The organism is Kitasatospora sp. MAA19 (genome assembly GCF_029894125.1).
GTDB lineage: Bacteria > Actinomycetota > Actinomycetes > Streptomycetales > Streptomycetaceae > Kitasatospora.
Window position 1 is genome coordinate 26,057 of record NZ_JARXYZ010000002.1, and the last position, 25,599, is coordinate 51,655.

A 25,599-nucleotide genomic window follows, 5' to 3' on the forward strand; every position below is an offset into this window, starting at 1 on the left:
CGGATCCGGGGCCCGGGGAGTGCGACTACCCGGGCCTCGCGCGTTCAGCTCCAGGCGGTGAGCCGCGCCGCCGGCGCCCGGAGCCGCGCCCTTCTTCCGCACCCTTCTTCCGGGCCCGCCCGGCAATCCGGACAGAATCCGTCCGGATTCGATCCTAGAGTCGTCGGCGACGGAGGTCCTGCCCGACGACGAGGAGCGATCCACCATGAGCACGTTCGTACTGGTCCCCGGTTTCTGGCTCGGCGCCTGGGCCTGGGACGAGGTCGCCGCGCCGCTGCGCGCCGCCGGGCACACCGTCCATGCGGTGACCCTGCCGGGGGTGGCGGAGCGCGCGGGCGACGCCGGGCCGATCGGGCTGGCGGAACACGTCGCCGCGCTGGCCGACCTGCTCGTCCGCGAGGACCTGTGGGAGGTGGTGCTGGTCGCGCACAGCGGCGCCTGCGCCCCGGTGGGCGGCGTCGCGGACCGGATGCCGGAGCGGATCCGCCGGGTGGTCTACCTGGACAGCGGCCCGGTGGTCGACGGCGGTTCGCTGTACGACATCTGGCGGCCCGACTACCGCGCGCTGGCCGACGCCTCGGTGGTCGGCGGTCGGCTCCCGATGCCGTCCTGGGCCGACCTCGCCGCCAACGGCGCCGACCAGGAGGGCCTGGACGAGGCCGCGCTGGCCCGGATCCGCGAGCGGGCCACCCCCCACCCGGCCGGGGCGTACCGGGATCGGCTGCGGCTGACCGGCGCCGCGGCCGGGCTCCCACAGGCGCTGGTGTCCTGCTCGTTCCCGCTCGCCCGGGTGCACGCGATGGTCGCGGCCGGCCACCCGTGGTTCGTCGGGCTCGACGGGCCGAACTGGGAGCTGCGCGAACTGCCCACCGGGCACTGGCCGATGTTCTCCCGCCCGGCCGACACGGCGGCGGTGCTGGCAGAGCTCGCGGCGCTCTGACCCGCCGTCGGGGCCCGGAACGTCGCGACGCGTTCGGCTGCGTGCCCGCCTACGCGTTCGTCTGCGTGTTCGGCTGCGGGTTCGTCTGCGTGTTCGTCTGCGCGAACCCGGGCTGACGTCGCAGGATGGGCACGGCGCCGGGCACGCGGCACGGCGCCGGTCCGGCGGGGAGGCCGGATCCGAACGGAAAGCGAGCCCTCGATGAGCAAGCAACACACCGGCCGCGCGGCCGAACCGTCCACCGCCGACCCGGAGTTCAAGCGGGTCACCACCGCCGTCGTGACCGGCAGCACCACCGACGCGCCGTTCCACGTGGACGTCAAGGCCGGCACCCACCCGCTGACCGCCGACGAGCCGGTGCGGCGCGGCGGCTCGGACAGCGGGCCGGAGCCGTTCGCCCTGCTGCTCGCCTCGCTCGGCTCCTGCACCGCGATCACCCTGCGGATGTACGCGGAGCGCAAGAAGTGGCCGCTGGAGGCCGTCCAGGTCAGGCTCGGGTACGAGACGAACGGCCTCCACGGGCGGATCTCCCGGCGGGTCGCCCTCACCGGCGCGCTGGACGACGCCCAGCGCGCCCGGCTGATCGACGTCTGCGAGCGCACGCCCGTCACCCTCGCCCTGCGGGCCGGGGTGGCCATCGACACCACGGAGGACCGGGCATGACCACCACACCCGAGGAGTACGACGTCATCGTCCTGGGGGCCGGCCCGACCGGCGAGAACGTCGCCGACCGGACGGCCGCCGCCGGGCTTCGCACGGTGGTCGTGGAGGCCGAACTGGTCGGCGGCGAGTGCTCGTACTGGGCCTGCATGCCGAGCAAGGCGCTGCTGCGTCCGGTGGCCGCGCTGGCCGACGCCCGCGCCGTGGCCGGCTCCCGGGAGGCGGTCGGCGACCGGACGCTGGACCCGGCCGCGGTGCTGGCCCGGCGGGACTCCTTCACCTCGCACTGGAACGACGACGGCCAGGTGCAGTGGCTGCGGGACACCGGCATCGAGCTGGTGCGCGGCCACGGCCGGCTGGCGGGCGTGCGGACCGTCACCGTGGAGGCCGAGGACGGCACCGAGCGGACGCTCACCGCCCGACACGCCGTCGCCGTGTGCACCGGCAGCCGGCCGGTGCTCCCCACCGGCGTGCCGGGGTTGGCCGAGGCCCACCCGTGGACCAACCGGGAGGCGACCGCCGCCCCGGCCGTGCCCGGCCGCCTGGCGGTGGTCGGCGGCGGCGTGGTCGGGGTGGAGCTCGCGACCGCCTGGCGGGCGCTCGGCTCCGAGGTGGTCCTGCTGGTGCGCGGCGACAGGCTGCTGCCGCGGATGGAACCGTTCGCGGGCGAGCTCGTCGCGGAGGGCCTGCGGGAGGCCGGGGTCGACCTCCGCTTCGGGACCGAGGTCACCGCGCTGGAGCGGGCGGACGGCGCCGGACCGGTCGTCCTGACGCTCGACGGCGGGGAGCGACTGACCGCCGACGAGGTGCTGTACGCGACCGGGCGGGCCCCGCGCACCGCCGACGTCGGGCTGGAGCAGGTCGGGCTGAAGCCGGGCGACTGGATGGACGTGGACGACAGCTGCACCGTGCTCGGCGTCGACGGCGAGTGGCTGTACGCCGCCGGGGACGTCAACCACCGGGCGCTGCTCACCCATCAGGGCAAGTACCAGGCCCGGATCGCCGGCGCCGCGATCGTGGCCCGCACCCAGGGGCGGGCGCTGGACACCTCCCGCTGGGGCGCGCACGCCGCGTCGGCCGACAGTGCGGGCGCGCCGCAGGTCGTGTTCACGCACCCGGAGGTCGCCGCCGTCGGCCTGACCCTGGCGGCCGCCGAACGGGCCGGGCTGCGGGTCAAGAACGTCGACCACGACTTCGGCGCCGTCGCCGGGGCCTCGCTGTACGCCGACGGCTACCGCGGCCGGGCCCGGGTGGTCTTCGACCTGGACCGGGAGGTGCTGGTCGGCGCCTGCCTGGTCGGCCCCGGGGTCGCCGAACTGCTGCACTCGGCGACCGTCGCGGTGGTCGGCGAGGTGCCGATCGACCGGCTCTGGCACGCCGTCCCCTCGTACCCGACGATCAGCGAGGTGTGGCTGCGGCTGCTGGAGGGCTGCCGGGGGTGAACCGGGGGTGAGTACACGGACCCCGGGCGCGGCGCGACGTGACCACCGGTGAACGGCGGGACACTGGCGGTCGGGGGCCGTCCCGGGGGGGCCGTGCTCGTGACCAGGTGGTGTGAGGGATGACCGAGGTGCTGTTGGCCGTCGGAACCGGGAAGGGCCTCTTTCTCGGCCGCAGCCGCGACCGGCTGGACTGGGAGTTCAGCGGGCCGCACTTCCGGATGAACGCGATCTACTCCGTCTCCGTCGACCGCCGCGACGGCCGCACCCGGCTGTTGGTCGGCGCCGACAGCAGCCACTGGGGGCCGTCGGTCTGGCGCTCCGACGACCTGGGCACCACCTGGTACGAGCCGCCGCAGCCGGCGATCCGCTTCCCCGAGTCCACCGGCGCCTCGCTCACCCGGGTCTGGCAGCTCCAACCGGCCGGCCCGGAGGCCCCCGGCGTCGTCTACGCCGGCACCGAGCCGGCCGCGCTGTTCCGCTCCGAGGACGGCGGCGAGACCTTCAGCCTGGTCGAGTCGCTCTGGAACCACCCGCAGCGGCCCGCATGGGGCGCCGGGTACGGCGGCCAGGGCCTGCACACCATCGTCACCGACCCGCGCGACCCGCAGCGGCTGCTGGTCGCCGTCTCCAGCGGCGGCGTCTACCGCAGCAAGGACGGCGGTGACAGCTGGGAGCCCTCCAACACCGGCCTGCGCGCCGAGTTCTTCCCGGAGGAGAGCCAGTACCCCGAGTTCGGCCAGTGCGTGCACAAGATCGCCGCCGATCCGGTCCACCCCGACCGCCTGTACCTGCAGAACCACGGCGGCGTCTACCGCAGCGACGACTGGGGCGCGAACTGGCACTCCATCGTCGACGGGCTGCCCGCCGAGTTCGGCTTCGCCGTCGCCGCCCACCCCCGCCGGGGCGACACGGCCTACCTGTTCCCGCTCGGCGGTTCGGACGACCGCATCCCGCCCGGCCGCCGCTGCCGGATCTTCCGCACCACCGACGGCGGCACCAGCTGGCAGCCGCTCGCCAACGGCCTGCCCGGCGAGGACCACTACGGCATCGTGCTGCGCGACGCGCTGCGCACCGACGACGCCGACCCGGCCGGGATCTACTTCGGCAACCGGACCGGCGACGTCTACGGCAGCCACGACGAGGGCGAGAGCTGGGCGCCGCTGCTCTCCCACCTGCCGGACGTGCTCTGCGTCCGGGCCGCGGTGGTGGGTTGACGAGTGAGGGCGGGCCGACGAACGGGGGCGGACCGGCAATTCGGTTGCCCGGGGGCGCGGTCTAACCGAGCATGACGGCGGACGAATGATCGTGCGAATGGGGCTGGGTGTGACCGAGGCTGACCGGGTGATCGGACGGAACGGCGAGGGCGCGGCGGTGGTGCGCTACCTCCCGGGCGAGCGGGCGGGTCGGCCCTGGGCCGACCTGCTGGAGGTGGTGGACGGGAGCGGCGGCACCGACCCGGTGGAGTTCATCCGTACCGAGATGGCCGGGTGGGTGGTGTCCGGCACCGCCGAGCTCGGCCAGGCCCTGCTGGACCACGGCGCGACCGTGCTCCGGCACGCCCACGTCATGCGGCGCGACCTGGTCGCCGACGCCCCGCCCGCCGACTGGGCCGGGGCGCCGCTGCGGGACGGCCTGCGGGCCGTGCCCTGCGACCGCGCGCCCGAGGAACTGTTCGCGGCCTGGCGGGCCGCGTTCGCCCCCGGGCACCCGGACCACTTCGCGGGCGACGACCGGCAGGCGCTGGCGGAGCGGCTCACCCCGCTGCTCGCCGGGGAGGTCATCGGGCCGGTGCTGCCGTCCAGTCTGCTCGCCGTGGACGCGGACGACCGGGTGGTGGCCGGGCTCATCCTCACCCACCGCGACGGCGTGCCGTGGGTCGGCGAGGTCTTCCGCCACCCGGACCTCGGCTACCGGGGCCTCGGCGCGGACCTGCTGCGCCTGACGGTCGCCGACGCCGCCGAACGCGGGCTCGCCGAGGTCCAGTTGGCCGTCACCGAGGGCAACCCGGCCCGCCGGCTCTACGCATCGCTGGGCTTCGAACTGCTGACCACCGCGCTGACCGTGATCGTGCCGGAGCAGGAGTAGGCCCCGGCACGGTCCAACACCCCCTAGGGCCGGGCCAGTTCCAGGACGGCGATCCCCGCCAGCACGGTGATGCTGGCGGTCAGCCGCAGCCGTCCGAGGCGCTCCCGGAAGACCACGGTGGCGATCAGGGCGGCGATCACGATGCTGGTCTCACGCAGCGCCGCGATCGTCGCCAGGTCTCCCCGGGACTGCGCCCACACCACCAGGCCGTAGGCGGTCAGCGAGACCGCGGGTCGCCCAGGTGGTGCTCGACCGGGGCGCCGACCTGGTGCACCTGAGCGTCAGCGACGTGGCCGCGCTGGCCGGCACCGCGCCCTCCTCCGTGGTCCGGGCCTGCCAGCGGCTCGGCTTCCGCGGCTACCAGGAGCTGAAGATCGCCGCCGCCCGGCACTCCCCCGCCGCCACCCCGGCCCCCGCCGACGACCGCGACCCCGCCGCCCGGGCCCTCGCCGACACCCTCTCGGCGGACGTCACCGCGGACCATACGTACTGAGCGGACCGCACGTCCTGAGCGGGATTCACCCGTCCGGGGCCGGCGGCGCCGGCACGGACAGCTCCCGCGCCCACATCGCCGCCGCCATGAACTGCAGCACCACGTTGGCGGCTGTCCCGCCACCCTCGGTGCCGGGCTGCGGGCGCCGCAGCCGCAGGCGGCCGATCAGGGCCCGATCGGGGCGGCGGCGGTGGGAACCCGGGCCGGTCGGGGGTGCTGTGTAGGCTCGCGGGCATGGCGAGGGTGACACGGGACGATGTGGCGCGGGTGGCGGGGACGTCCACGGCGGTCGTGAGTTATGTGATCAACGACGGGCCGCGGCCGGTGGCGCCGGCGACCCGGGCGCGGGTGCTCGCGGCGGTCGAGGAACTGGGCTACCGCCCCAACCGGGTCGCCCAGGCGATGGCGCGACGGCGGACCGACCTGCTCGGCATGGTCGTACCGGACGCCCGCCAGCCGTTCTTCGCCGGGCTCGCGCACGCGGTCGAACAGGCCGCCGCCGAGCACGGCCGGCTGCTGCTGATCGGCAACTCCGACTACGTGGACGAGCGCGAGGCGCACTACATCCGCGCGTTCCTCGGCATGCAGGTGGACGGGCTGATCCTGGTCACCCAGGACCCGGCCACGCCCGGACTCACCGGCTTCGACGTGGGCGACGGCACGCCGGTCGTGCTGCTGCACCACCGGGCGGAGAGCGCCGACGGCGTCGCGGTGGTGGCGGACGACGAGGGCGGCGCCCGCGAGGTGGTCCGGCACCTGCTCGGGCACGGCCACGCCGAGGTGCACTGCTTCGGCGGCACCCTCGCGCTCAGCCCGCACGACCCGGTCACCGGGCGGACGGCCGGCTGGGCCGCCGCCCTGGCCGAGGCCGGGCTGGCGACCGAGGGCCGGCTCGTCCCGGCGCCGTTCGACCGCGTCCGGGCGCACGCCGAGGCGCTCACCCTGCTGGCGCGGCCCGACCGGCCGTCCGCCGTGTTCTGCACGACGGACGACCAGGCGATCGGCCTGCTGCGGGCCGCCGACGACCTGGGCATCCGGGTGCCGGAGCAGCTGGCGGTGGCCGGCTTCGACGACATCGCCGAGGCGGTGATCGCCGGCCCGGCGCTGACCACCGTCGCGACCGCGCAGGACGAGATGGCCCGCGCCGCGGTGGACCTGGTGCTCGGCGGGGCCGAGCGGTGCTCCACCGGTGCGCGGACCTTCCCCGCGCGGTTGGTGCTGCGGCGCTCCTGCGGCTGCCCGGCGCCGGACCGGGCGACCGCAGTCACGGCCGGAGTCACCGCCACAGCCCTGGTCTGACGTTCCGTCAGACCGGATCGGGCCTGGGTCAGTTCAGCTGGAAGGTGGCCTCGACCGGGTAGTGGTCGCTCGGGGCCAGGGTGTCCTGCCCGCCCGGGGTCCAGCCCGCCTGCGGGTCGAAGTCGATTTTCACGGTGGACATCGCGGCCGGCACCGGGCGGCCCGGGGCGTTGAGGTAGCCGAGGTAGTCGAGGTCGTCCCGGTAGTCCTTGGGGAAGGTCTCGACGTCCGCCATGTACTGGCACCACGCGGAGACCGGGCAGTCCATGGTGGTCCGCGGCTGGCTCGGATCGGTGGCCGGGGTGCCGAGGACGCCGCCCACGGCGGACTGGGCGTTGGCGTAGTCGCCGCGGCTCTGGCCGTGGAAGTACTCGACGTTGAGGTCGCCACCGATCAGGACCGGTGCGCTGCTGCCGACGATCCCGTCGACCCAGGCGCGGATCTCGGCGAGCTGGCCGAGCCGGGTGGACTGGGTGGTGTCGGTGGAGACGTCCGACTCGTCGGCCTGCAGGTGGGTGCCGACGACCCAGGCGGAGCTGCCGTTCTTGTTCACCCGGACCAGCGCCGCGCCCTTGTCGGCGTGGTAGTCCCAGGTGCCGTAGGTCGAGTTGGCGAAGACGTGCGCGTACTGGGCGGTGATCGGGTACTTGGAGAGGATCATCGTGCCGCCGTTGATGACGAACCACGAGCTGGAGCAGTTGCCGCTGACGCCGGTCCAGCCGCCGCCGGAGCAGGTCTGGCCGACCACCGGGGTGCGGTACGGGTAGAGGTCGGCGAGCTTGCTGTTGATGTCGGCGGTCGAGCTGTTGTTGAACTGCTCGTCCAGGACGACCACATCGGCGTTGTGCTGACGGACGATCTGCTCGATCACCGGGGTGCGGCGGGCGGCCTGCTCGTTCTGGGTGCTGTCGACGACGGCGGTGCCGAGATCGACGTTGAAGGCGAGGACGGACAGCGTGGTCGCGCCTGCCTGGGTGCCGGCGGAGGCGGTCGGGGCGGTACCGCCGAACAGCAGTGCGGCGGCGGCCGCCGAGGTGAGGGCGGTGGCCGTACGGCGCGAGAGCATGGGCGTTCTCCTGGGGATTCGTCTACCCTGCGGGCCCGACGGCGCCGGGGGTGGCGGCCGTCGGGGATGGCAGCGGAACGGTAGCTACTGCCCGGTACGTCGGGAAGAACGCCAGGAGATCAGTTGCGATCGCAACTGTGGCCATGAGATGTCTGTACAGGTCTGGGTGGGTGAGAGACAAGATGTCTGTACACCCTTGCACCCGTCGTCGGGGGTGCCGAGGTGCGCCGTCAGCCCTCGACCAGTTCGTCCGCGAGCAGATCCATCAGCAGGTTGTCGTGCCAGGTGCCGTCCGGGCCGCGCTCGTACTGGCGCATGGTGCCGACCGGACGGAAGCCGACCTTGCTGTAGCAGCGGATCGCGGCGATGTTGTCCGCGGCCGGGTCGATGATCAGCCGGTGGTAGTGGTGGACGTGCACCAGGTGGCGGGCCAGGGTGCGGACGGCGTCGGTGCCCAGGCCCAGGCCGTGCACCTCCGGGTCCAGGTAGAGGTCGATGCCGGCGTGCCGGTACTCGTCGTCGTTGTTGGCGTACCACTGGATGGCGCCGACCACCCGGCCACCCAGCTCGACGGCCAAGGTCTCGGTGTCGGGCTCCTCCAGATCGGTGGCGACCGCGGCGGCCAGGTCGTCGCCGCCCCTCCAGCGGGCGAACACCTCGGGCGTGCCGCGGATGACCACCAGGGCCGGGACGTCGTCGGACGTGGCCGGGCGGAGTGTGACGAGAGCACCGTGCAGAATCGTCCCCATATGGGGCATGTTGGCACGGAAATCACCGCCCGGCGAGCGGCTTTACCGCACCGCCCGCGACCCCGCCACCAGGGGGCCGCGGCGGGCGGGCGGCGGCCGACTTCCGGGCTCCGGCCGGGGCTCGGGTCGGGGCTCAGGTCAGGGCCAGGGCTCGGGCCGGGGCCGGGCTCAGGCCGCCGGTTCGCCCAGGGGGCCGAGCCAGACGGCAGTGACCCCGCTGACGTAGCGGGCGCCGCAGTGGTCGTCGGGGACGACGAGCTGCGGGCCGGCGGCGTCCAGCGGGGCGCCGTCCATGCTGGTGGCCAGCAGGATCCGCTGGCCACCGAAGTCGGGATCGATCTCGGCCCACGACACCACGGCCCGGTGGCCGTCCGCGCCGCTGACCGACACCAGGAAGCGCAGCCGCTGCTTGCGGCCGGAGAAGTCGATCCGGGGCCGGGCGGCGCGCAGCACGTCCCAGAGCGCGGGCCCCTCGTAACCGTGCCGCTGCTCGCCCTCGGACAGGCAGTCGAAGCCGACCTCGACGCGGTGCGCGGGGAGGGTGCGCAGCTGCTCGACCGTCAGTTCGGCGGGCCGGTCGAGGTGACCGTGCAGCCGGACGGTGGGTCTCGACGGGGTCATGGTGCTCCCTCCTCCCGGGCCGCGGCGCCGCGGCCCGGGAGAGGGTTACCCGAGGGGAGTCCAGGACATTCGCAGCTGCGGCGCTGAAAGGATTATTTCAGCGGCATCTGCGATGGGCCGAAACACTTTCAGCCAGCATCTGCGGACTCGGAGGGGGCGCGCCGGAGGAGACGGCTCGACGCGCCCCGCACCGATTGAAGCAACCCGGCAATCGGGCGGACGACTGGTTCCCCGCACCACTCCGGGGCCCCCTCGCTGGATGATCCGACAAGAAGAATTGCCGCCGCCCCACCTGCATTTACGATGCCTGTGCGCACCTGAACCTTGCACGTGCGAGACGTGGTCCCGTCCAGCGCACAAGGGCGAGAGCGAGCGAGAGATGAGCGAGAGATGATCGTCGGCGACCTGCTGCACCTCGACGACCTGGACATCCGCCTGGCCTGGGGCACACCGGACCTGCTCGACCGCCCGATCACCGGGGTCAGCTCCACCGACCTCCAGGACCCGGCCCGCTACCTCCAGCCCGGCGAACTCGTCCTCACCGGCCTGGTCTGGTGGCAGCCCGCCGACGCCTCCGGCGCGCTGCGCTTCGCCACCGCCCTGCGCAGCGCGGGCGTGGCGGCGCTGCTGGCGGGCGAGGGCACCCACGGCAGCATCCCGGACAGCCTCGCCGACGCCTGCCGCACCCACGGCATCCCGCTGCTGGCGGTGCCCGCCGGGGTCAGCTTCCGCGCCGTCACCGACCGGGTCTACCTGCGGCTCTGGGGCGACCTGCGGGCCGGCGCCCAGGACACGGCGGCGATCCCGGAGACCGTCCGGCGCGAGCTGCTCGACCTGCTGCGCGCGGACGCCGAGGCCGGTGAGGTGCTGGCCCACGCGGTCGGCCGGCTCGGGGTGCCGGACTGCTCGATCACCACCACCGGCGGCCGGGCCGTCGCCGCCACCGCCACACCCGCCCCGGCCGCCGCCGGGCGCGGCGACACCGGGCTGCCGGTCGGACCGCAGGACGGCTCGCCGTTCGACGGCTGGCGGCTGCGCCCGCACCTGCGTACGGCGGCGGCCGAACCGATGCTGCAGGGCCTGGCCGACCTGCTCGCCCCGCTCGCCGCCCGTGCCCACGCCGCCGCGGGCGCCCGGCGCCGGGCCGCCGGGCGGCTGCTGGACGCGCTCGCCGGGGAGGGCGGGCTCGCCGGGCCGCTCGCCGCCTGCGGACTGGGCGGGGCCGAGGCGCTGGTGGCGGTCACCGCGCGGATCGACGGCGGCCGGGCGGACGGGACCGCGGGAGGCGAGGGCACGGGAGGCGAGGGCACGGCGGACGGGGGCGCGGGAGGCGAGGGCGCGGCGGACGGGGGCGCGGGAGGCGAGGGCGCGGCGGACGGGGGCGTGCCCGCAGCCTGGGCCGCGTACGCGCTGGCCGAGGCGCTTCACCCGCTCGGCGTACCGTACGCCACCGGGACGGACCGCGCCGGGCGGTCCGCCGCGCTGGTGGCCGCGCCGGCCGAGCAGGTCGCCGAACGGCTGCGCCGGGCCCGCCCCGCGCTGCAGGCCCGGCTGACCGGCCGACGCACCCTACGGGTGGGAGTCGGGCCGGCCGTCCCGCCCGAGCCCGCCGCACTGCGGGCGGCGCTGGTACAGGCCCGGTACGTGCTGGAGGGCTCGGCCGGGCCGGTCGGCAGCGCCGCCGAACTGGACTCGCTGGACGGGCTGTTGCGCGGCATCCCGCCGGAGGTGACGGCCGCCTTCCACGCCCGGCTGCTGGCCCCGCTGGCCGCCCACGACCGGGAGAACAGCGTCTCGCTGCTGGGCACCCTGGCGGTCTTCCTGGACCACGACGGCTCCTGGGCACGGACGGCGGAGTCGCTGCACATCCACGTCAATACCGTTCATTATCGGATCCGCCGGATCGAGGAGCTGACCGGCCGCAACCTGGCCCGCCTGCGGGACCGGCTCGACCTGCGCGCGGCCCTGCTCTGCGCCCCGCAGCCGGCCCCGGCCGCCCGGTAGGCCCCGGTAGGCCCCGGCGGGAGCCCCGGGCGGCGAGGCCGGCGAGGGCGGAGAAAGATATTTCCGGGCCGGTGTCGATCCGGCGCCGGCCCGTTCGACGCAGGGGTGAGAGGTGGGGAGAGGCCCCGCCCGTCCGACCGAGGAGTCACCATGCCGCGCTTCATGACGCTGATCCGTATCGACGAGCAGGCCGCTGCCGGGTTCGAGCCCGACCCGGACTTCGACAAGCGGATGGGGGCCCTGTTCGAGGAGATCACCAAGGCCGGGGTGATGCTGGAGACCTCCGGGCTGACCCCGACCGCCCAGGGCACCCGGGTCACCTGGAGCAACGGGAAGGTCGGCTACACCGACGGGCCGTTCACCGAGACCAAGGAGGTCGTCGGCGGCTACGCCATCCTGCAGTGCAAGGACAAGGCGGAGGCCCTGGAGTGGACCCGCCGCTTCCTGAGCACCCACCCGGCGAGCTGGACGGTCGAGGCGGAGGTCCGGCAGATCGAGGAGATGCCGCAGCCGTAACCGTGGTGGTGTTTGCCTCCCTCTCCGCCGGCTGCTCTGATGGGTGCCCGTGACGGAGAGGGATGCGGCGGCGGCCGTCGAGACGGTGTTCAGGATCGAGTCCGCACGGATCATCGCCGGGGTCACCCGGATCGTGCGGGACGTGGGCATCGCCGAGGAGTTGGCGCAGGACGCCCTGGTGGCCGCGCTGGAGCAGTGGCCACGGTCGGGCGTCCCGGACAATCCGGGCGCCTGGCTGACGGCCGCCGCCAAGCACCGGGCGATCGACCTGGTCCGCCGCCGGGACGTGTACGCCCGCAAACTCGCCGAGGTGGGGCGGTCGTTGGAGGACGTCCCGCCCCCGGAGCCGGTCGAGCCGGACGACATCGACGACGATCTGCTGCGGCTGATCTTCACCGCCTGCCACCCGGTGCTGTCCGCGGAGGCCCGGATCGCACTCACCCTGCGACTGCTCGGCGGGCTGACCACACCGGAGATCGCCCGGGCGTTCCTGGTGCCCGAACCGACCGTGGCCCAGCGGATCGTCCGGGCCAAGCGGGCGCTGGCCACGGCCCGGATACCGTTCGAGGTGCCGTACGGGGAGGACCGCGCGGAGCGGCTCTCCTCGGTGCTGGAGGTCATCTACCTGGTCTTCAACGAGGGCTACTCGGCCACCTCCGGGGACGACCTGCTGCGCCCGCAGCTGTGCGAGGACGCGCTGCGGCTGGCCCGGGTGCTGGCCGGGCTGATGCCCGCCGAACCGGAGGTGCACGGGCTGGCCGCGCTGCTGGAGTTCCAGGCCTCGCGGACGGCCGCCCGGACGGGGCCCGACGGACGGCCCGTCCTGCTGGCGGAGCAGAACCGCACCCGCTGGGACGGGCTGCTCATCCGGCGGGGCTTCGACGCGCTGGGGCGGGCCGGCACCGGGCCGTACGCGGTGCAGGCCGCGATCGCCGCCTGCCACGCCAAGGCGGCGCGCTACCAGGACACCGACTGGGCGACGATCGCCGCGCTGTACGGGCGGCTGCTGGTGCTGACGCCGTCCCCCGTGGTGGCGCTGAACCGGGCCGTGGCCGTCTCGATGGCGCAGGGCCCGGCGGCCGCGCTGGAGCTGGTGGACGAGTTGGCGGCGGAGCCGGCGCTGCGCGGGTACCACCTGCTGCCGAGCGTGCGGGGCGATCTGCTGGCCCGGCTCGGGCGGGCGGCGGAGGCCCGGACGGAGTTCGAGCGCGCGGCGGAGCTGACCCGCAACGAGCGGGAGCGGGAGCTGCTGCGGGGGCGGGCGGCCGCGCTCGGCGGGGGCGCCCGGCCGGACGCCTAGCCGGGCGTAGCCGGGCGCGCGGACGGGCGCTCAGCCGAGCACCCTGGCCACGCGGGCCAGGGTGCTCGGCCGGGAGCGGATCAGGGCCTGGGTCAGGACGTGGGGTCACCGGGCCTGGGTCAGGGCGTGGGGGTCAGGGCGTGTCGTCGAGGCGCAGCCGGGCGCTGACCTGGCCGAGGCCCTCGGCGAGCACGGCCAGCTGCTCGCGGGTGAGCACGTCGATCAGCAGCTCGCGGACCAGGGCGACGTGCCCGGGCGCGGCCTGCCGCAGCGTCTCCCGCCCCTGGTCGGTGAGTTCGGCGATGACGCCGCGCACGTCGCTGGGGCAGGAGCGGCGGGCGACCAGGCCCATCCGCTCCAGTTGGGTGACCTGGTAGGTGAGGCCGCTCTTGGAGGTGACCAGCTTGTCGGCGAGTTCGGTCATCCGCAGCGAGCCGGCCGGGGCGGCGGACAGGTGCACCAGGATCTCGTACTGCTGGTGCGAGAGGCCGGAGTCGTCCTTGAGCTGGCGCTCCAGCCGGCGGTTGAGCAGGTTGCTCGCGACGACGAAGCCCCGCCAGGCGGCCATCTCGTCCTGGTCCAGCCAGCGGGGTTCGTTCAGTGTGGACATGTGGTGAAGCCTACTCCCGTTGTTCAAATTCGAACCAAGGTGTACGGTCAGTGGAGAGAGGTTCAAATTTGAACTACTTCTCTTTCCATCCGACCCGGAGGAGGACGCCATGAGCACCGCGGCCCCCGAGCGTATGCCCGCCCTGTACCTCTCGCACGGCGCGCCGCCGCTCGCCGACGACCCGATCTGGCCCGGTGAACTGGCTGCCTGGTCCGCCGACCTGCCCCGGCCCAAGGCCATCCTGATGGTCTCCGCCCACTGGGAGGAGGCCCCGCTCGCCCTCGGCGCCGTCACCACCGTGCCGCTGGTGTACGACTTCTGGGGCTTCCCCGAGCACTACTACCGGGTCGAGTACGCCGCTCCCGGCGCACCGGAGCTCGCCGACCGCGTCCGCAAGCTGCTGCGCGCGCCCGGCACGCCCGTCCAGGACATCCCCGACCGCGGGCTCGACCACGGCGCGTACGTCCCGCTGGTGGAGATGTTCCCGGAGGCCGACATCCCGGTCCTCCAGATCTCCATGCCCACGCTCGACCCGCAGCGGCTGCTGGAGATCGGCCGCCGGCTCGCCCCGCTGCGCGACGAGGGCGTGCTGATCGTCGGCAGCGGCTTCTTCACCCACAACCTGCGGGCGCTCAGCAGCGACGGCCGGATCAGCTCGGTGATGGCCGAGTTCGACGACTGGGGCCGGCGCGCCCTGGACGCCCGCGACCTGGACGCGCTGCTCGACTTCGAGCACAAGGCCCCCGCCGGACGGCTCGCGCACCCGCGCACCGAGCACTTCGCCCCGCTGTTCGTCACCCTCGGTGCCGGCGAGGCCGACCTCGGCAGCCAGCGCAGCGTCATCGACGGGTTCTGGATGGGGCTCGCCAAGCGGTCGATCCAGCTGGGCTGACCGGGGGCTCCGGGCCGGGCTCCGCGGGCCGGGCACCACGGGTGGGGCACCACAGGTCTGGACTCCACCGGTGGGGCACCACAGGTCGGGCGCTACAGGGAGCAGCAGGTGTAGCGCTCACCGATGTGCTCGGGCTGGTCGACCTCGTCGACCAGGGCCACCGCGTAGTCCGGCACCGAGATCCGGCTGTGCCCGGCGGCGTCCGTGAGCAACTGTTCCAGGCCCGTCCGGTAGCGGCCGGTCCGCTCCCCCGGGCCGATCTCGGCGGCCGGGCTGAGCACCGTCCAGCGGACGTCGGAGACCGTCCGGTAGTAGTCCAGCGCCGCGCCGTGCGCGTGCATGGTCTGCAGCACCGGCTCCGGCAGCCCCGGCGCGTCCCAGGCCCGCACGCCCGGCGCGGTCTCCAGGCTGCCCGCGCCGCCGACCGCGACCAGCCGGGGCGCCCGCTCGCCGAGCGAGCGCAGGCCCTCCACCAGCGAGCGGGCGGCCGGCTCGATCAGCGCCAGGTGTCCCGGGCCGTTGCCGCCGCCGACGGCGCTCACCAGGACGTCCTGGCCGGCCGCGATCCGGGCCACCTCCGCCGGGTCCAGGACGTCCGCGCGCTCGACGAAGGCGGCCTCGCCCCGGTAGCGGTCCGGGTCGCGGACCACGGCGGTGACCACGTGCCCGCGTGCCGCCGCCTCCGCGACGATGGCGCTGCCGATGGTGCCGTTGGCGCCGATCACGGCGATTCTGGCCATGGGGTACCTGCCTGTCTCTGTGGGCGTCGCGACGGGGACGTCGCGGCGGGGGTTCGCCGGGGCGGGGAGCCGCCGTAGCGGGAAGGTCGCCGCGACATGGCGTCAGACAGGGTCGATTATCGGACGGACGCGCTGTGCGGGCTCGGGGCGTCGGCCTATCGTGTGACGATCCACCGAAGGAGTGATCGTGCGCAACGGCGACGCGGTACGCACCGCACTGGAAGCCTCCCTCCGGGCCCTGACCCCGCACACCGAGGACCGCGACTGGGGCGCCCCGGCCGGACTGCTGGAGTGGAGCTGCCGCGACACCGCCGCCCACCTCGCGCACGACCTGCTCGCCTACGCCGGCCAGCTCGCCGCCCGCCCCACCGACCGGTACCTGCCGCTCGACCTCACCGTCCGCCCCGACACCGGCCCGGCCCAGGTGCTGACCGTCGTCACCGCCGCCGGGCGGCTGCTCGCCACCGCCCTCGACGCCGCCCCGCCCGAGCTGCGCGCCTACCACCACGGCCCCTGCGACCCGCCCGGCTTCGCCGCGATGGGCGTCGCCGAGACCCTCCTGCACACCCACGACATCGCCCGCGGCCTCGGCCTGCCCTGGCAGCCCCCCGTCGACCTCTGCGTCCTCGTCCTCGACCGCCTCTTCCCGCACGCCCCCGACGAGCCCGGCGCCGCGCCGGCGGACGTGCTGCTCTGGTGCACCGGGCGCGGGGAACTGAACGGCCGCCCGCGCAAGTCCTCGTGGAACTGGCGGGCGGCCGTGGGTGAGTGGCCGGCCTGATCGGGCCCGATGTGCTCGGGAGTTGCCGGTCGCTCAGGTGCTGCCGACGACACGGGTGCTGTCGGGAACTCAGGCGTTGCCGAGGGATCAGGCGTTGCCGGTGGCGATCCGCTCGGCCTGGCTGCGCTCGACGCAGAACTCGTTGCCCTCGGGGTCGGCCATGGTGACCCAGCCCTTGCCGTCCGGGGTCCGGCGGTCCGCGAGCACCGTCGCGCCCAGGGCGACCAGGCGCTCCACCTCCTCGTCCCGGCTGCGGTCCTGCGGTTGGAGGTCGAGGTGGACCCGGTTCTTCACCGACTTGCCGTCGGGCACCCGGATGAACAGCAGCGAGGCCCCGGCGGACTCCACCAGCGCCTCCTCGTCGCCCGGGTTGTCGTCCTCGCCCACGATGCTGTCCAGCGCCTGCGCCCAGAACCCCGCGAGGCCGAACGGGTCGGCGCAGTCGATCGTCACATGTCGTACCAGAGAAGCCATGCGCATACTCTCACCTGGCCTGTTCGGATCCGTCCAGCCTTTTCCGGGAGTGCCGGTGGCCGTCGAGCGGGAACTCCGGCGGGAGGGCCGTCAGCACCTCCTGGAAGGCGTAGCCGCTCTTCTCCGCGACCCGGCAGGAGGCGAGGTTGTCCACCTGGTGCAGCAGGTCGATCCGGACCAGGCCGTCGTCGGCGAAGGCCTCGAAGGCCCAGGCGGTCAGCGACTCGACCGCGCGCGGGGCCACCCCCCGGCCGCGGGCGGCGGCCGCCGTCCAGTAGCCCACCTCGGCGGCCTCCCCGCCCGGGGTGCCGCGCTTGAGCGCGACGTTGCCGACCAGTTCGCCCGTGCCGGGCTCCAGGACGGCGAAGCTGTACCGGCGGCCCTCCGCCCGGCCCCGGTACTGCAATTCGAGCCAGTGCGCGGCCTGTTCGGCGTTCCCCACCGGGATCCGGGTGAAGTGGCGCAGCGTCTCGTCCCGGTACACCTCGATCAGGGCCGGTGCGTCCGCGTCCTCGAAGGGGCGCAGCAGCAGGCCGTCGGCTATCGGGTTCGCGGTGATGGCGGCAGTCACTGCAGGCCCTCCCGGCCCCGACGCGGGGTGGGGCCCGGCTCGCCCGGGTCGGTGCCGACCGGGGTCGCCGGGTGGCCGCTGACGGCGTCGTGGAGGGTACCTGGTCGTTCGTCGCTCATGGTGGTTCTCCCCGTGGGTGCGTGACGTTCGCTGTGATCTTCCTACGCGGGGCATTCTGCCGCTTGACCCTGACGTTGGCGGCAGGGTCGGAGGGTGACGGCATGAACGGCGAGAGCAACGAGAGCAACGAGAACCGCGAGAACAACGCGAGCGGCGAAGAGGCGACGCGGCAGCGGGTCGTGGTGGTCACCGGGGCCGGGACGGGGATCGGGCGGGAGACCGCGCGGGCGTTCGCGGCGCAGGGGCCGCAGGTGCGGGTGGTGGCGGTCGGGCGGCGGGCCGAACCGCTGGCGGAGACCGCGGCCGGGTACCCGGGGCGGATCGAGCCGCTGGTCGCGGACGTCACCGGGCCGGGCGCACCGGAGGCGATCGTCCGGGAGACGCTGGAGCGGTACGGGCGACTGGACGTGCTGGTCAACAACGCGGGGATCGTCCGCGGCGGCGGGCTCGGCGACTTCACCCGGGACGGCGTCGAGTCCGTGCTGGGCACCAACCTGGTCGCCCCGGTCCTGCTCGGCCAGGCCGCGCTGCCCGCGCTCGCCGAGAGCCGGGGCGTGATCGTCAACATCAGCACCGCCATCGGCCAGCGCGGCTGGCCGCGGGACTCGGTGTACGCGGCGAGCAAGGCCGCGTTGGAGACGGTCACCCGCTGCTGGGCGGTGGAGCTGGCGCCGCGCGGCATCCGGGTCGCGGCGGTGGCGCCGGGGGCGATCGAGACGCCCATCGGCGAGCACTCCGGGTACGGCCCCGAACAGCTGGCGGCGCTGCGGGAGTGGCAGATCGGGCACACCCCGCTGGGCCGGATCGGCCGGGCCGAGGAGGTCGCCTGGGCGGTCGTGCAACTCGCCTCCCCGCAGGCCTCCTTCGTCACCGGAGTAGTGTTCTCGGTGGACGGGGGCGCGCTCGTGAAGTGACGTGCCGGGCAGCGTGGACGGGGGCCGTACGGGTGCGGATCGGTGAGCTGGCGCGGGCGACGGGCGCGACGGTCCGGGCGCTGCGGCACTACGAGCAGGCCGGGCTGCTCGCCGCCGAGCGGGCGCCCAACGGGTACCGGGAGTACGGGGAGACGGCAGCCGTCCGGGTACGCAACATCCGCGCGCTGGTGGCCGCCGGACTCACCCTGGAGGACGTCCGGTCGTTCCTCGGCTGCCTGGACGGCGACGTCCTGGCACAGCCGCCGTCCGGCGAGGCGCTGCGGATCGCCCGGGCGCGGCTGGCCGTGCTGGAACGCCGGATCGCCGCCCAGGCCGAGACCCGGGACCGGCTGGTCGCGGCGCTGGCCGCGGTGGGTGCGTCCGCGGGTGCGGTGGATGCGTCCGCGGCTTCGGTGGCCTCCGACGGGTGACACCTCCGATCGGGGGTATGCGGCGGGCGGCCCGGGGAGGACAGTGGGCGCATGCAGATTCCACTCTCCGTGATGGACTTCCTCGACCGGGCCGAGCTGGTCTACGGCGACCGGGTCGGCATCGTCGACGAGCCGGTGCAACCCGCCCAATCCTGGGGCGAACTGAGCTACCGCCGGGTCGCCGAACTGGCCCGGGCGCAGGCGGCCGGGCTGGACCGGCTGGGTGTCGGGCCGGGCGAGCGGGTCGCGGTCGTGTCGCACAACTCGGCCCGCCTGCTGACCTCCCTGTTCGGGGTCAGCGGGTACGGGCGGGTGCTGGTCCCGGTGAACTTCCGACTGAAGGCCGAGGAGGTGTCGTACATCGTCGAGCAGAGCGGCGCGTCCGTCCTGCTGGTCGACCCCGAACTCGCCGACGCGCTGGACGGGGTGACGGCCAAGCACACGTTCGTGCTCGGCGCGGACAGCGACGCGCTGCTCTACGACGTCGACACCTCCCCGCGGCGGTACGCCGTCTCCGAGAACGACACCGCCACGATCAACTACACCAGCGGAACCACCGCACGCCCCAAGGGCGTTCAGCTCACCCACCGCAACATCTGGCTGAACGCGGTACTGATGGGCCTGCACTACGGCGCCGGCGACCGGGACGTCTACCTGCACACCCTGCCGATGTTCCACGCCAACGGCTGGGGCCTGCCGTTCGCGCTCACCGGGCTCGGCGCCCGGCAGATCGTGCTGCGCAAGGTGGACGGCCCCGAGATCCTGCGCCGGGTCGAGCGGCACGGGGTCACCTTCCTGAGCGGCGCGCCCGCCGTGGTCCAGATGGTGCTGGACGCGGCCGCCGAGTGGGACGGCCCGGTGCCGGGCCGGGACCGGGTGCGGATGATCGTGGCCGGCGCGCCGCCGCCGACCTCGGTGGTCCAGCAGGTCGAGTCCGAGCTGGGCTGGGAGTTCATGCAGCTCTACGGCCTGACCGAGACCTCCCCGGTCGTCACGGTGAACCGCTCGCGGGCCGAGTGGGACGTCCTGCCCGCCGCCGAACGGGCCGAGCGGCTGGTACAGGCGGGCGCCCCGGCGCTCGGCACCCGGCTGCGGGTCGACGCGTCGGGCGAGGTGCTGGTGCGCTCCAACACCGTGCTGGACGGCTACTGGCAGCAGCCCGAGGCCACCGCCGACGCCCTGCGGGACGGCTGGTTCCACACCGGCGACGGCGGCACCCTCACCGACGGCCAACTGGCCATCTCCGACCGGAAGAAGGACGTCATCATCAGCGGCGGGGAGAACGTCTCCTCGATCGAGGTGGAGGACTGCCTGTACGACCACCCGGCGGTCGCCGAGGCCGCGGTGATCGGGGTGCCGGATCCGAAGTGGGGCGAGACGGTCAAGGCGCTGGTGGTGCTCCGGGAGGGCCAGGAGGCCGTCACCGAGACCGAGTTGATCGCGCACTGCAAGCAGCGGCTGGCCGGCTACAAGTCGCCCACCTCGGTGGAGTTCCGGACGGCCCTGCCGCGGACCGCCACCGGAAAGCTGCAGAAGTTCCGGCTACGCGAACCGTACTGGACGGGGCGGGAGCGGCAGGTGAACTAGGGCCTGTCCGCGGCCCTTGTCATCGCGAGATCGTCACACGCGGCACCACCTCTGGCGCGAGTCCTGACCTGCGCGTTCCACGGAGTGGCGGGCGCGGCGGCCGGGCCGGGCGTAGGGTGCGGCCGTGGATTACCGGCGGGTAGCACGCCGGAACCGGAAGGAGGGGAGCCGATGACGGACCCGAACGCCCCGACGACGCCCGCGGCGGACGTCCTGACCGCGCTGCTGGACGACCTGCGGGCCGAGAGCGCGGTGCTGGACGCCCTGGTGGCCGACCTGGCCCCGGCCGACTGGTCCCGCCCGACGCCCGCCGAGGGCTGGACGGTCGCGCACCAGATCGCCCACCTGGCCTGGACCGACGACTGGACCGCCCTCGCCGCGCGCGACGCGGACGGCTTCACCGCGGCACTCGGCGAGCGCTTCGGCGCCCTGCTGAACGCCGGCACCGACCCGGTGGAGGAGGGCGCGACCGCCGGTGCCGCCGCCGAGCCCGTGGACCTGCTCGCCCGCTGGCGCGCCGGCCGGGAGGAGGTCTCGGCCGCCCTGGCCGCCGCCCCGGCCGGCACCCGGCTGCCGTGGTTCGGCCCGCCGATGAAGCCCGCCTCGATGGCGACCGCCCGGCTGATGGAGACCTGGGCACACGGCCAGGACGTCGCCGACGCACTCGGTGCCACCCGCGAGCCCACCGCCCGGCTGCGGCACATCGCCCACCTGGGACTGCGCACCCTCGGCTTCGCCTTCACCGTGCACGGGCTGCCCGCCCCGCAGCACCCCGTCCGCCTCGAACTCACCGCGCCCGACGGCACCGTGTGGACCTTCGGCCCCACCGACGCGGCGGACCGGGTGACCGGCCCGGCGCTGGACTTCTGCCTCCTGGTGACGCAGCGCCGCCACCGCGACGACCTCGCCCTCACCGCCACCGGCCCCACCGCGACCGCCTGGCTCCCGATCGCCCAGGTCTTCGCCGGCGCTCCAGGCAAGGGGCGAACTCCCACCGGAGCTGACCAGTCGTCATATCGGTGAGGCGCAGGGTGGACCACTCCTCCCGGCGATGATCCGGGGTCGGCGGCGGGTGGTGGAATTCCCGCATGATTCGCACGCACACCATGCGCACCGCCCTGCCCGCTGCCACCGTTCTGCCCGCGGCCACCGCCTGACCGTGGCCACCGCCTGGCCGTGGCCGTGCTCCGGCCAGGCCTACCGGGCGGCGGACTTGGCCCAGGCGCTGATGCCGAGCCTGCCCGTGGTGCCGAGGTCGAGGTGGGCGGGGACGGCGAGGCGGGGGCGGCCGGGCTGGGGGGCGATGTCGAGGTAGCGGCCGTCGTCCGGAGCGCGGTCGCCCGCGGCCACGGTGTTGCGCCAGAGCAGCTTGAACTCGGCGGCCTCCTGCGGCTGGAGCGTCAGCGGCGACCCGGGGGCGTCGAAGCCCTCGACGGTCGCGATGCCGGCCGCACCCTGCCGCACGCCGATGTCGAGCGGGGCACGCTCGGCGCCGAGGACGCGCACGCCCGGGTGGCCGTTCAGGCGGTAGGGGCGGGTGCCGCAGTTGGTGAGCCGGACCGTCATCGCCCGCAGGCCCATCGCGGCCTCCACCTCCCCGGCGGCCATCATGACGCCCTCCGGGGAGCAGACCGGCGTGGGCGTCGGAGTGGGGGCGGGAAGGGGGATGCCGGTGAGGGTGTCGGACATGGGGCGGGTGGGCACCGGGCCGGTGGGGGCCGGGGTGGTGCGCGCCCGAGTGGTGGGCGCCGGGCCGATGACCCCCGGGCTCCCTGCGCCTGTGGGCCCCGGGCCGCCGCCGGCGGCGGTCACGTGCGTGCTGCCGCAGCCGACCAGCAGGGCGCCCGCGGCGAGCAGCGGGAGCGCCCGGCGGAGCGCCCGTGTCCGGTGGTTCGTCTGCGGCCGCGTCGCGTTCATCCGGCGATCATCGCACGACCGCACGCCGGGCCCGAGGCCGCTGCGGATCGGGCTCAGAGGCCGATCCGCAGCGGGGTGAGCCGGGTGGCGATCAGGTTGGTGGCGCCGCGGTCGCGCTCGATGGTGCCGTGGACCAGCAGGCCGGCCCGGTCGAGGGCGGTGCGGCGCTGGGACTCCCAGACCGGGCGGTTGCAGATCACGTTGATCAGGCCGGTCTCGTCCTCCAGGCTGAGGAAGAGCACCCCGCCGGCCGTCGGCGGCCGCTGCCGGTGGGTGACCAGACCGCCGACCACCACCGCCGTTCCCGGTGCCACGTCCGGCAACTGGACGGCGGACAGGGCGCCGCCGCGCTCCAGGTGGGCGCGCAGATGCTGGAGCGGGTGGCTGGTGGCGGAGGTCCCGGTGGCCCACAGGTCGGCGATGGTCTCCTCGACCGGGCTCATGCCGGGCAGTGGCGGCGCCTCCGTCCCGGGCGTGGTGCCCGGGATCAGCTCGGCCGACATTCCGGCGAACGCCCCTGCCATCCACAGCGCCTGACGTCTCGTCAGGCCGAAGCAGTCGAAGGCGCCCGCCGTCGCCAGCGACTCCAGCGCCGGTGCGGGCAGGCCGGTGCGCCGGGCGAAGTCCTCCAGATCCGCGTACGGTCGGCCGGCCGCGATCGCCGCGGCCTGCGGGGCGCCGATGCCGCGCACCGTCTCCAGGCCGAGCCGGATCGCCGGCTGCGGGCGGCCCGCGGTCAGCGGCGGCTTCGGAGTCGGCCCCCGGTACGGCTCCAGGGTGGGGCGCGGCGCGCTGGCGTTGACGTCCACCCCGCGCACCCGCACCCCGTGCCGCCGGGCGTCCGCGACCAGGCTCAGCGGCGAGTAGAAGCCCATCGGCTGGTTGGCCAGCAGCGCGCAGGTGAAGGCCGCCGGGAAGTGGTACTTGAGCCAGGCGCTGGCGTACACCAGGTAGGCGAAGCTGATCGCGTGGCTCTCCGGGAAGCCGTAGTTGGAGAACGCCTCGATCTTGCCGTAGACGTCCTCGGCGACCTCCTCGGGGATGCCGCGCTCGGCCATTCCGACCAGCAGCCGCTCGCGCAACCGGGCGACCCGCTCGTGCGAGCGCTTGGCCCCCATCGCCTGCCGCAGCCGGTCCGCCTCGGCGGGCGTGAACCCGGCGCAGTCGATGGCGAGTTGCATCATCTGCTCCTGGAACAACGGCACCCCGAGGGTCTTGCCGAGCGCGTTCTCCATCAGCGGGTGCGGGCAGTCGGCCGGTTCGACCCCCGCCCGGCGGCGCAGGTACGGGTGGACGGATCCGCCCTGGATCGGGCCGGGCCGGATCAGCGCGACCTCGACCACCAGGTCGTAGAAGTGGTCCGGCTTGAGCCGGGGCAGTGTCGCCATCTGCGCCCGCGACTCGACCTGGAACACGCCGACGGTGTCCGCCCGGCGCAGCATCGCGTACACGCCCGCGTCGGCGTCCGGGATGGTGGCCAGGTCGTAGCGCAGGCCGTGGTGCTCGGCGACCAGGTCGCAGGCGTCGTGCAGCGCGGCGAGCATGCCGAGGCCGAGCAGGTCGATCTTCACCAGCCCGGCGCCGGCGGTGGACTCCTTGTCCCACTGGAGGACGGAGCGCCCGGGCATCCGGGCCCACTCGGTCGGGCAGATCTCGCCGATCGGCTCCCTGGTGAGCACCATGCCGCCCGAGTGGATGCCCAAGTGGCGCGGCAGGCCGTGGAGTTGGGCGGCGAGCGAGAGCACGTCGGCGGGGATGACGGCGTCCGCGCCGGGCGCGGAGCGGAAGTCGGTCTGCCGGCTGAACGCGTCCACCTGTCCCTGCGGGTAGCCGAGCACCCGGGCCGCGTCGCGGATCGCCAGCCGGGGCCGGTAGGTGATCACGTTGGCGACCTGCGCGGCGTGCTCGCGACCGTAACGACGGTAGACGTACTGGATGACCTCCTCGCGGCGGCGGTTCTCGATGTCCAGGTCGATGTCGGGCGGCCCGTCCCGGGCGGTGGAGAGGAAGCGTTCGAAGAGCAGCTTGTAGTGGATCGGGTCGACGGCGGTGATCCCGAGGGCGTAGCAGACCGCCGAGTTGGCGGCCGAGCCGCGGCCCTGGCACCAGATGTCCTGGCCCCGGCAGAAGTCCACGATGTCGTGGACGATCAGGAAGTAGCCGGCCAGGTCGAGGTCCTCGATCACGTCCAGCTCCTTGGCGAGCTGGCGCCGGGCCGCCGCGTTGCCGGGGCCGAAGCGGGCCGGGCCGCCGGCCGCGACCAGGGCGCGCAGATGACTGGTCTCACTCTCGCCCTCGGGGACGGGAAAGCCCGGGAGCTCCGGATCCAGCCTGGTGAAGTCGAAGGCGCAGGAGCGGCCGAGTTCGGCGGTGGCCTGCCGCACCCCCGGGAAGCGGGCCAGCCGGGCGGCCATCTCCCGGCCCGAGCGCAGGTGCGCGGTGCCGGCGGCCCGCGTCCAGCCGACCGCGTCCTGCAGGGTGCGGCGCTCGCGCAGCGCAGCCAGGCTCTGCGCCAGCCGGCCCTGGGCCGGGCCTGCGTGGTGGGCGTTGGTGGAGGCGACGGCGGCCAGTCCGTGGGCGGCGGCGAGCGCGGCGAGCGCGTCGTTGCGCCGGTCGTCGCCGGGAAGCCACTGGTCGATCAGCTCGACGTGGACGTTGTCGCGGCCGAACGCCTCGACCAGGGTACGGAGCCGGTGCTCGGCGCTGCCGTCCTTCAGGCCTGCGGGGACCCGGCCGAGGCGGCAGCCGGTGAGCACCGCCCAGTGGCCGCCGTGCGCCTCCGCCAGCGCCGCGAGGTCGTACACCGGGCGGCCCTTCGCGCCACCGGCCAGTTGGGCGGCGGCTATCGCCGTGGACAGGCGGCGGTAGCCGGCCGGGTCGCGGGCCAGCACCAGCAGGTGCTCGGCCTCGGCCGCTTCGTGACGGATCGTCAGTTCGGCGCCGAACACGGTGGCCACGCCCGTCCCCCGGGCCGCCTCGGCCAGCCGGACCGCGCCGTACAGGCCGTCGTGATCGGTGATCGCCAGCGTCTCCACGCCCAGCCGGGCGGCCTCGGCGACCAGGTCCTCCGGGTCGCTGGCGCCGTCCAGGAAGCTGAAGGCGGAGTGGACGTGCAGCTCGGCCCAGGGCTCACCGCCGTCGTCCCTGGGGGCGGGGCTCTCCCGGGCGGGGCGGCGCAGGGGGACGACCGTACGGTCCGGCGCGGCGCCGGTCAGGCGGCGGTGCAGCTCGCTCCAGGGGAGGGTGGGGTGGCTGGTGAAGCCCATCGGGGGTGCCTTCGTTCTCGCGCTTCCTGCCCCCCTGCTTACTGCTCCCCCTTGGTTCCTGCTGCCTCCGGTTTCCCGCTGTCTCCTGCTTCCTGCTGTCTCCCGTTTCCCGCTGCCCCTG

Annotated in this window: 27 protein-coding genes; 16 read left to right on the forward strand and 11 right to left on the reverse strand. The window is 74.7% G+C overall.

Going from position 1 to position 25,599, the window contains the following annotated elements; all coding sequences use genetic code 11:
* Window positions 1–205: 205 nt before the first annotated feature.
* The 5 genes from P3T27_RS03075 to P3T27_RS03095 all read left to right on the forward strand — a co-directional run bounded on the left by P3T27_RS03075 (window position 206) and on the right by P3T27_RS03095 (window position 5,127).
* On the forward strand, window positions 206–940 hold the full coding sequence (locus tag P3T27_RS03075; RefSeq protein WP_280674145.1) for an alpha/beta fold hydrolase: 735 nt from the start codon (window positions 206–208) through the stop codon (window positions 938–940).
* 201 nt (window positions 941–1,141) lie between these two features.
* A complete protein-coding gene (locus P3T27_RS03080) occupies window positions 1,142–1,603 on the forward strand; it encodes an OsmC family protein (protein WP_280674146.1) in 462 nt (153 codons plus the stop codon).
* Window positions 1,600–3,042 carry an NAD(P)/FAD-dependent oxidoreductase gene (locus P3T27_RS03085; protein WP_280674147.1) on the forward strand — a complete coding sequence of 481 codons (1,443 nt, stop codon included), beginning with the start codon at window positions 1,600–1,602 and terminating at the stop codon, window positions 3,040–3,042. Before P3T27_RS03080 ends, P3T27_RS03085 begins: the two co-directional genes overlap by 4 nt.
* A 119-nt stretch (window positions 3,043–3,161) precedes the next feature.
* Window positions 3,162–4,256 (forward strand): exo-alpha-sialidase, encoded by a 1,095-nt coding sequence (locus tag P3T27_RS03090; RefSeq protein ID WP_280674148.1) that lies wholly within the window; start codon window positions 3,162–3,164, stop codon window positions 4,254–4,256.
* 109 nt (window positions 4,257–4,365) lie between these two features.
* On the forward strand, window positions 4,366–5,127 hold the full coding sequence (locus P3T27_RS03095; RefSeq protein WP_280674149.1) for a GNAT family N-acetyltransferase: 762 nt from the start codon (window positions 4,366–4,368) through the stop codon (window positions 5,125–5,127).
* Between the two features lie 23 nt (window positions 5,128–5,150).
* Here the strand turns inward: P3T27_RS03095 and P3T27_RS03100 are convergent, their stop codons facing one another.
* The gene (locus P3T27_RS03100) at window positions 5,151–5,348 is read right to left on the reverse strand and encodes an EamA family transporter (RefSeq protein WP_280674776.1); all 198 of its coding nucleotides are present in this window, start codon (window positions 5,346–5,348) and stop codon (window positions 5,151–5,153) included.
* Between the two features lie 20 nt (window positions 5,349–5,368).
* Here P3T27_RS03100 and P3T27_RS03105 point away from each other — a divergent pair, with 20 nt between their 5' ends.
* A complete protein-coding gene (locus P3T27_RS03105; protein WP_280674150.1) occupies window positions 5,369–5,620 on the forward strand; it encodes a hypothetical protein in 252 nt (83 codons plus the stop codon).
* Window positions 5,621–5,854: 234 nt separating this feature from the next.
* Window positions 5,855–6,919: a LacI family DNA-binding transcriptional regulator gene (locus P3T27_RS03110; RefSeq protein WP_280674151.1), complete on the forward strand. Its 1,065-nt coding sequence runs from the start codon at window positions 5,855–5,857 to the stop codon at window positions 6,917–6,919.
* A 28-nt stretch (window positions 6,920–6,947) separates the two neighbouring features.
* Here the strand turns inward: P3T27_RS03110 and P3T27_RS03115 are convergent, their stop codons facing one another.
* The 3 genes from P3T27_RS03115 to P3T27_RS03125 all read right to left on the reverse strand — a co-directional run bounded on the left by P3T27_RS03115 (window position 6,948) and on the right by P3T27_RS03125 (window position 9,355).
* Window positions 6,948–7,985: a sphingomyelin phosphodiesterase gene (locus tag P3T27_RS03115; protein ID WP_280674152.1), complete on the reverse strand. Its 1,038-nt coding sequence runs from the start codon at window positions 7,983–7,985 to the stop codon at window positions 6,948–6,950.
* A gap of 230 nt (window positions 7,986–8,215) precedes the next feature.
* Window positions 8,216–8,734 carry a GNAT family protein gene (locus tag P3T27_RS03120; RefSeq protein ID WP_280674153.1) on the reverse strand — a complete coding sequence of 173 codons (519 nt, stop codon included), beginning with the start codon at window positions 8,732–8,734 and terminating at the stop codon, window positions 8,216–8,218.
* A gap of 168 nt (window positions 8,735–8,902) precedes the next feature.
* Window positions 8,903–9,355, reverse strand: coding sequence for a molybdopterin-dependent oxidoreductase (locus P3T27_RS03125; RefSeq protein ID WP_280674154.1), 453 nt, complete (start codon window positions 9,353–9,355; stop codon window positions 8,903–8,905).
* A gap of 390 nt (window positions 9,356–9,745) precedes the next feature.
* On the opposite strand from P3T27_RS03125, the gene P3T27_RS03130 reads away from it, so the two are divergent.
* The 3 genes from P3T27_RS03130 (at window position 9,746) to P3T27_RS03140 (ending at window position 13,175) form a co-directional block, all read left to right on the forward strand.
* Window positions 9,746–11,359 (forward strand): PucR family transcriptional regulator, encoded by a 1,614-nt coding sequence (locus P3T27_RS03130; RefSeq protein WP_280674155.1) that lies wholly within the window; start codon window positions 9,746–9,748, stop codon window positions 11,357–11,359.
* A gap of 150 nt (window positions 11,360–11,509) precedes the next feature.
* Window positions 11,510–11,875: a YciI family protein gene (locus P3T27_RS03135; protein ID WP_280674156.1), complete on the forward strand. Its 366-nt coding sequence runs from the start codon at window positions 11,510–11,512 to the stop codon at window positions 11,873–11,875.
* Between the two features lie 49 nt (window positions 11,876–11,924).
* On the forward strand, window positions 11,925–13,175 hold the full coding sequence (locus P3T27_RS03140) for a DUF6596 domain-containing protein (protein WP_280674157.1): 1,251 nt from the start codon (window positions 11,925–11,927) through the stop codon (window positions 13,173–13,175).
* 133 nt (window positions 13,176–13,308) lie between these two features.
* Here P3T27_RS03140 and P3T27_RS03145 read toward each other — a convergent pair whose 3' ends face one another.
* Window positions 13,309–13,776 carry a MarR family transcriptional regulator gene (locus tag P3T27_RS03145; RefSeq protein ID WP_280674778.1) on the reverse strand — a complete coding sequence of 156 codons (468 nt, stop codon included), beginning with the start codon at window positions 13,774–13,776 and terminating at the stop codon, window positions 13,309–13,311.
* Between the two features lie 118 nt (window positions 13,777–13,894).
* Between P3T27_RS03145 and P3T27_RS03150 the strand changes: the two genes are divergently transcribed.
* Entirely contained in the window at window positions 13,895–14,677 is a 783-nt protein-coding gene (locus P3T27_RS03150; protein WP_280674158.1) for a class III extradiol ring-cleavage dioxygenase, read from the forward strand.
* A 92-nt stretch (window positions 14,678–14,769) separates the two neighbouring features.
* Here P3T27_RS03150 and P3T27_RS03155 read toward each other — a convergent pair whose 3' ends face one another.
* The gene (locus P3T27_RS03155) at window positions 14,770–15,417 is read right to left on the reverse strand and encodes an NAD(P)H-binding protein (protein ID WP_280674159.1); all 648 of its coding nucleotides are present in this window, start codon (window positions 15,415–15,417) and stop codon (window positions 14,770–14,772) included.
* Between the two features lie 187 nt (window positions 15,418–15,604).
* On the opposite strand from P3T27_RS03155, the gene P3T27_RS03160 reads away from it, so the two are divergent.
* Window positions 15,605–16,198, forward strand: coding sequence for a maleylpyruvate isomerase N-terminal domain-containing protein (locus P3T27_RS03160; protein ID WP_280674160.1), 594 nt, complete (start codon window positions 15,605–15,607; stop codon window positions 16,196–16,198).
* A gap of 87 nt (window positions 16,199–16,285) precedes the next feature.
* Here P3T27_RS03160 and P3T27_RS03165 read toward each other — a convergent pair whose 3' ends face one another.
* Genes P3T27_RS03165 through P3T27_RS03175 form a run of 3 tightly spaced genes read right to left on the reverse strand, consistent with a single transcriptional unit; the run spans window position 16,286 to window position 17,362 of the window.
* Window positions 16,286–16,672, reverse strand: a complete 387-nt coding sequence (locus P3T27_RS03165) for a VOC family protein (RefSeq protein ID WP_280674161.1) — start codon at window positions 16,670–16,672, stop codon at window positions 16,286–16,288.
* 10 nt (window positions 16,673–16,682) lie between these two features.
* Window positions 16,683–17,243 (reverse strand): GNAT family N-acetyltransferase, encoded by a 561-nt coding sequence (locus P3T27_RS03170; RefSeq protein ID WP_280674162.1) that lies wholly within the window; start codon window positions 17,241–17,243, stop codon window positions 16,683–16,685.
* Window positions 17,240–17,362: a hypothetical protein gene (locus P3T27_RS03175; RefSeq protein WP_280674163.1), complete on the reverse strand. Its 123-nt coding sequence runs from the start codon at window positions 17,360–17,362 to the stop codon at window positions 17,240–17,242. The genes P3T27_RS03170 and P3T27_RS03175 overlap by 4 nt, the downstream gene beginning before the upstream one ends.
* A gap of 102 nt (window positions 17,363–17,464) precedes the next feature.
* Here P3T27_RS03175 and P3T27_RS03180 point away from each other — a divergent pair, with 102 nt between their 5' ends.
* The 4 genes from P3T27_RS03180 (at window position 17,465) to P3T27_RS03195 (ending at window position 21,318) form a co-directional block, all read left to right on the forward strand.
* On the forward strand, window positions 17,465–18,277 hold the full coding sequence (locus tag P3T27_RS03180; protein WP_280674164.1) for an SDR family oxidoreductase: 813 nt from the start codon (window positions 17,465–17,467) through the stop codon (window positions 18,275–18,277).
* A 32-nt stretch (window positions 18,278–18,309) separates the two neighbouring features.
* Window positions 18,310–18,708 carry a MerR family transcriptional regulator gene (locus P3T27_RS03185; RefSeq protein WP_280674165.1) on the forward strand — a complete coding sequence of 133 codons (399 nt, stop codon included), beginning with the start codon at window positions 18,310–18,312 and terminating at the stop codon, window positions 18,706–18,708.
* Window positions 18,709–18,759: 51 nt separating this feature from the next.
* The gene (locus P3T27_RS03190; RefSeq protein ID WP_280674166.1) at window positions 18,760–20,295 is read left to right on the forward strand and encodes an AMP-binding protein; all 1,536 of its coding nucleotides are present in this window, start codon (window positions 18,760–18,762) and stop codon (window positions 20,293–20,295) included.
* Between the two features lie 171 nt (window positions 20,296–20,466).
* Window positions 20,467–21,318, forward strand: coding sequence for a TIGR03084 family metal-binding protein (locus tag P3T27_RS03195; protein ID WP_280674167.1), 852 nt, complete (start codon window positions 20,467–20,469; stop codon window positions 21,316–21,318).
* A gap of 174 nt (window positions 21,319–21,492) precedes the next feature.
* Here P3T27_RS03195 and P3T27_RS03200 read toward each other — a convergent pair whose 3' ends face one another.
* Together P3T27_RS03200 and P3T27_RS03205 are read right to left on the reverse strand one after the other, a co-directional pair.
* On the reverse strand, window positions 21,493–22,212 hold the full coding sequence (locus P3T27_RS03200; RefSeq protein ID WP_280674168.1) for a DUF4232 domain-containing protein: 720 nt from the start codon (window positions 22,210–22,212) through the stop codon (window positions 21,493–21,495).
* Between the two features lie 53 nt (window positions 22,213–22,265).
* Window positions 22,266–25,478: an error-prone DNA polymerase gene (locus P3T27_RS03205; RefSeq protein WP_280674169.1), complete on the reverse strand. Its 3,213-nt coding sequence runs from the start codon at window positions 25,476–25,478 to the stop codon at window positions 22,266–22,268.
* Window positions 25,479–25,599 lie beyond the last annotated feature (121 nt).

Coding starts and splice junctions, on each gene's coding strand:
- P3T27_RS03120 (WP_280674153.1), bottom strand. CDS start 8,734: ATGGGGACGATTCTGCACGGTGCTCTCGTCACACTCCGCCCGGCCACG.
- P3T27_RS03090 (WP_280674148.1), top strand. CDS start 3,162: ATGACCGAGGTGCTGTTGGCCGTCGGAACCGGGAAGGGCCTCTTTCTC.
- P3T27_RS03135 (WP_280674156.1), top strand. CDS start 11,510: ATGCCGCGCTTCATGACGCTGATCCGTATCGACGAGCAGGCCGCTGCC.
- P3T27_RS03180 (WP_280674164.1), top strand. CDS start 17,465: ATGAACGGCGAGAGCAACGAGAGCAACGAGAACCGCGAGAACAACGCG.
- P3T27_RS03110 (WP_280674151.1), top strand. CDS start 5,855: ATGGCGAGGGTGACACGGGACGATGTGGCGCGGGTGGCGGGGACGTCC.
- P3T27_RS03115 (WP_280674152.1), bottom strand. CDS start 7,985: ATGCTCTCGCGCCGTACGGCCACCGCCCTCACCTCGGCGGCCGCCGCC.
- P3T27_RS03080 (WP_280674146.1), top strand. CDS start 1,142: ATGAGCAAGCAACACACCGGCCGCGCGGCCGAACCGTCCACCGCCGAC.
- P3T27_RS03165 (WP_280674161.1), bottom strand. CDS start 16,672: ATGGCTTCTCTGGTACGACATGTGACGATCGACTGCGCCGACCCGTTC.
- P3T27_RS03085 (WP_280674147.1), top strand. CDS start 1,600: ATGACCACCACACCCGAGGAGTACGACGTCATCGTCCTGGGGGCCGGC.
- P3T27_RS03200 (WP_280674168.1), bottom strand. CDS start 22,212: ATGAACGCGACGCGGCCGCAGACGAACCACCGGACACGGGCGCTCCGC.
- P3T27_RS03125 (WP_280674154.1), bottom strand. CDS start 9,355: ATGACCCCGTCGAGACCCACCGTCCGGCTGCACGGTCACCTCGACCGG.
- P3T27_RS03130 (WP_280674155.1), top strand. CDS start 9,746: ATGATCGTCGGCGACCTGCTGCACCTCGACGACCTGGACATCCGCCTG.
- P3T27_RS03195 (WP_280674167.1), top strand. CDS start 20,467: ATGACGGACCCGAACGCCCCGACGACGCCCGCGGCGGACGTCCTGACC.
- P3T27_RS03075 (WP_280674145.1), top strand. CDS start 206: ATGAGCACGTTCGTACTGGTCCCCGGTTTCTGGCTCGGCGCCTGGGCC.
- P3T27_RS03175 (WP_280674163.1), bottom strand. CDS start 17,362: ATGAGCGACGAACGACCAGGTACCCTCCACGACGCCGTCAGCGGCCAC.
- P3T27_RS03190 (WP_280674166.1), top strand. CDS start 18,760: ATGCAGATTCCACTCTCCGTGATGGACTTCCTCGACCGGGCCGAGCTG.
- P3T27_RS03155 (WP_280674159.1), bottom strand. CDS start 15,417: ATGGCCAGAATCGCCGTGATCGGCGCCAACGGCACCATCGGCAGCGCC.
- P3T27_RS03150 (WP_280674158.1), top strand. CDS start 13,895: ATGAGCACCGCGGCCCCCGAGCGTATGCCCGCCCTGTACCTCTCGCAC.
- P3T27_RS03205 (WP_280674169.1), bottom strand. CDS start 25,478: ATGGGCTTCACCAGCCACCCCACCCTCCCCTGGAGCGAGCTGCACCGC.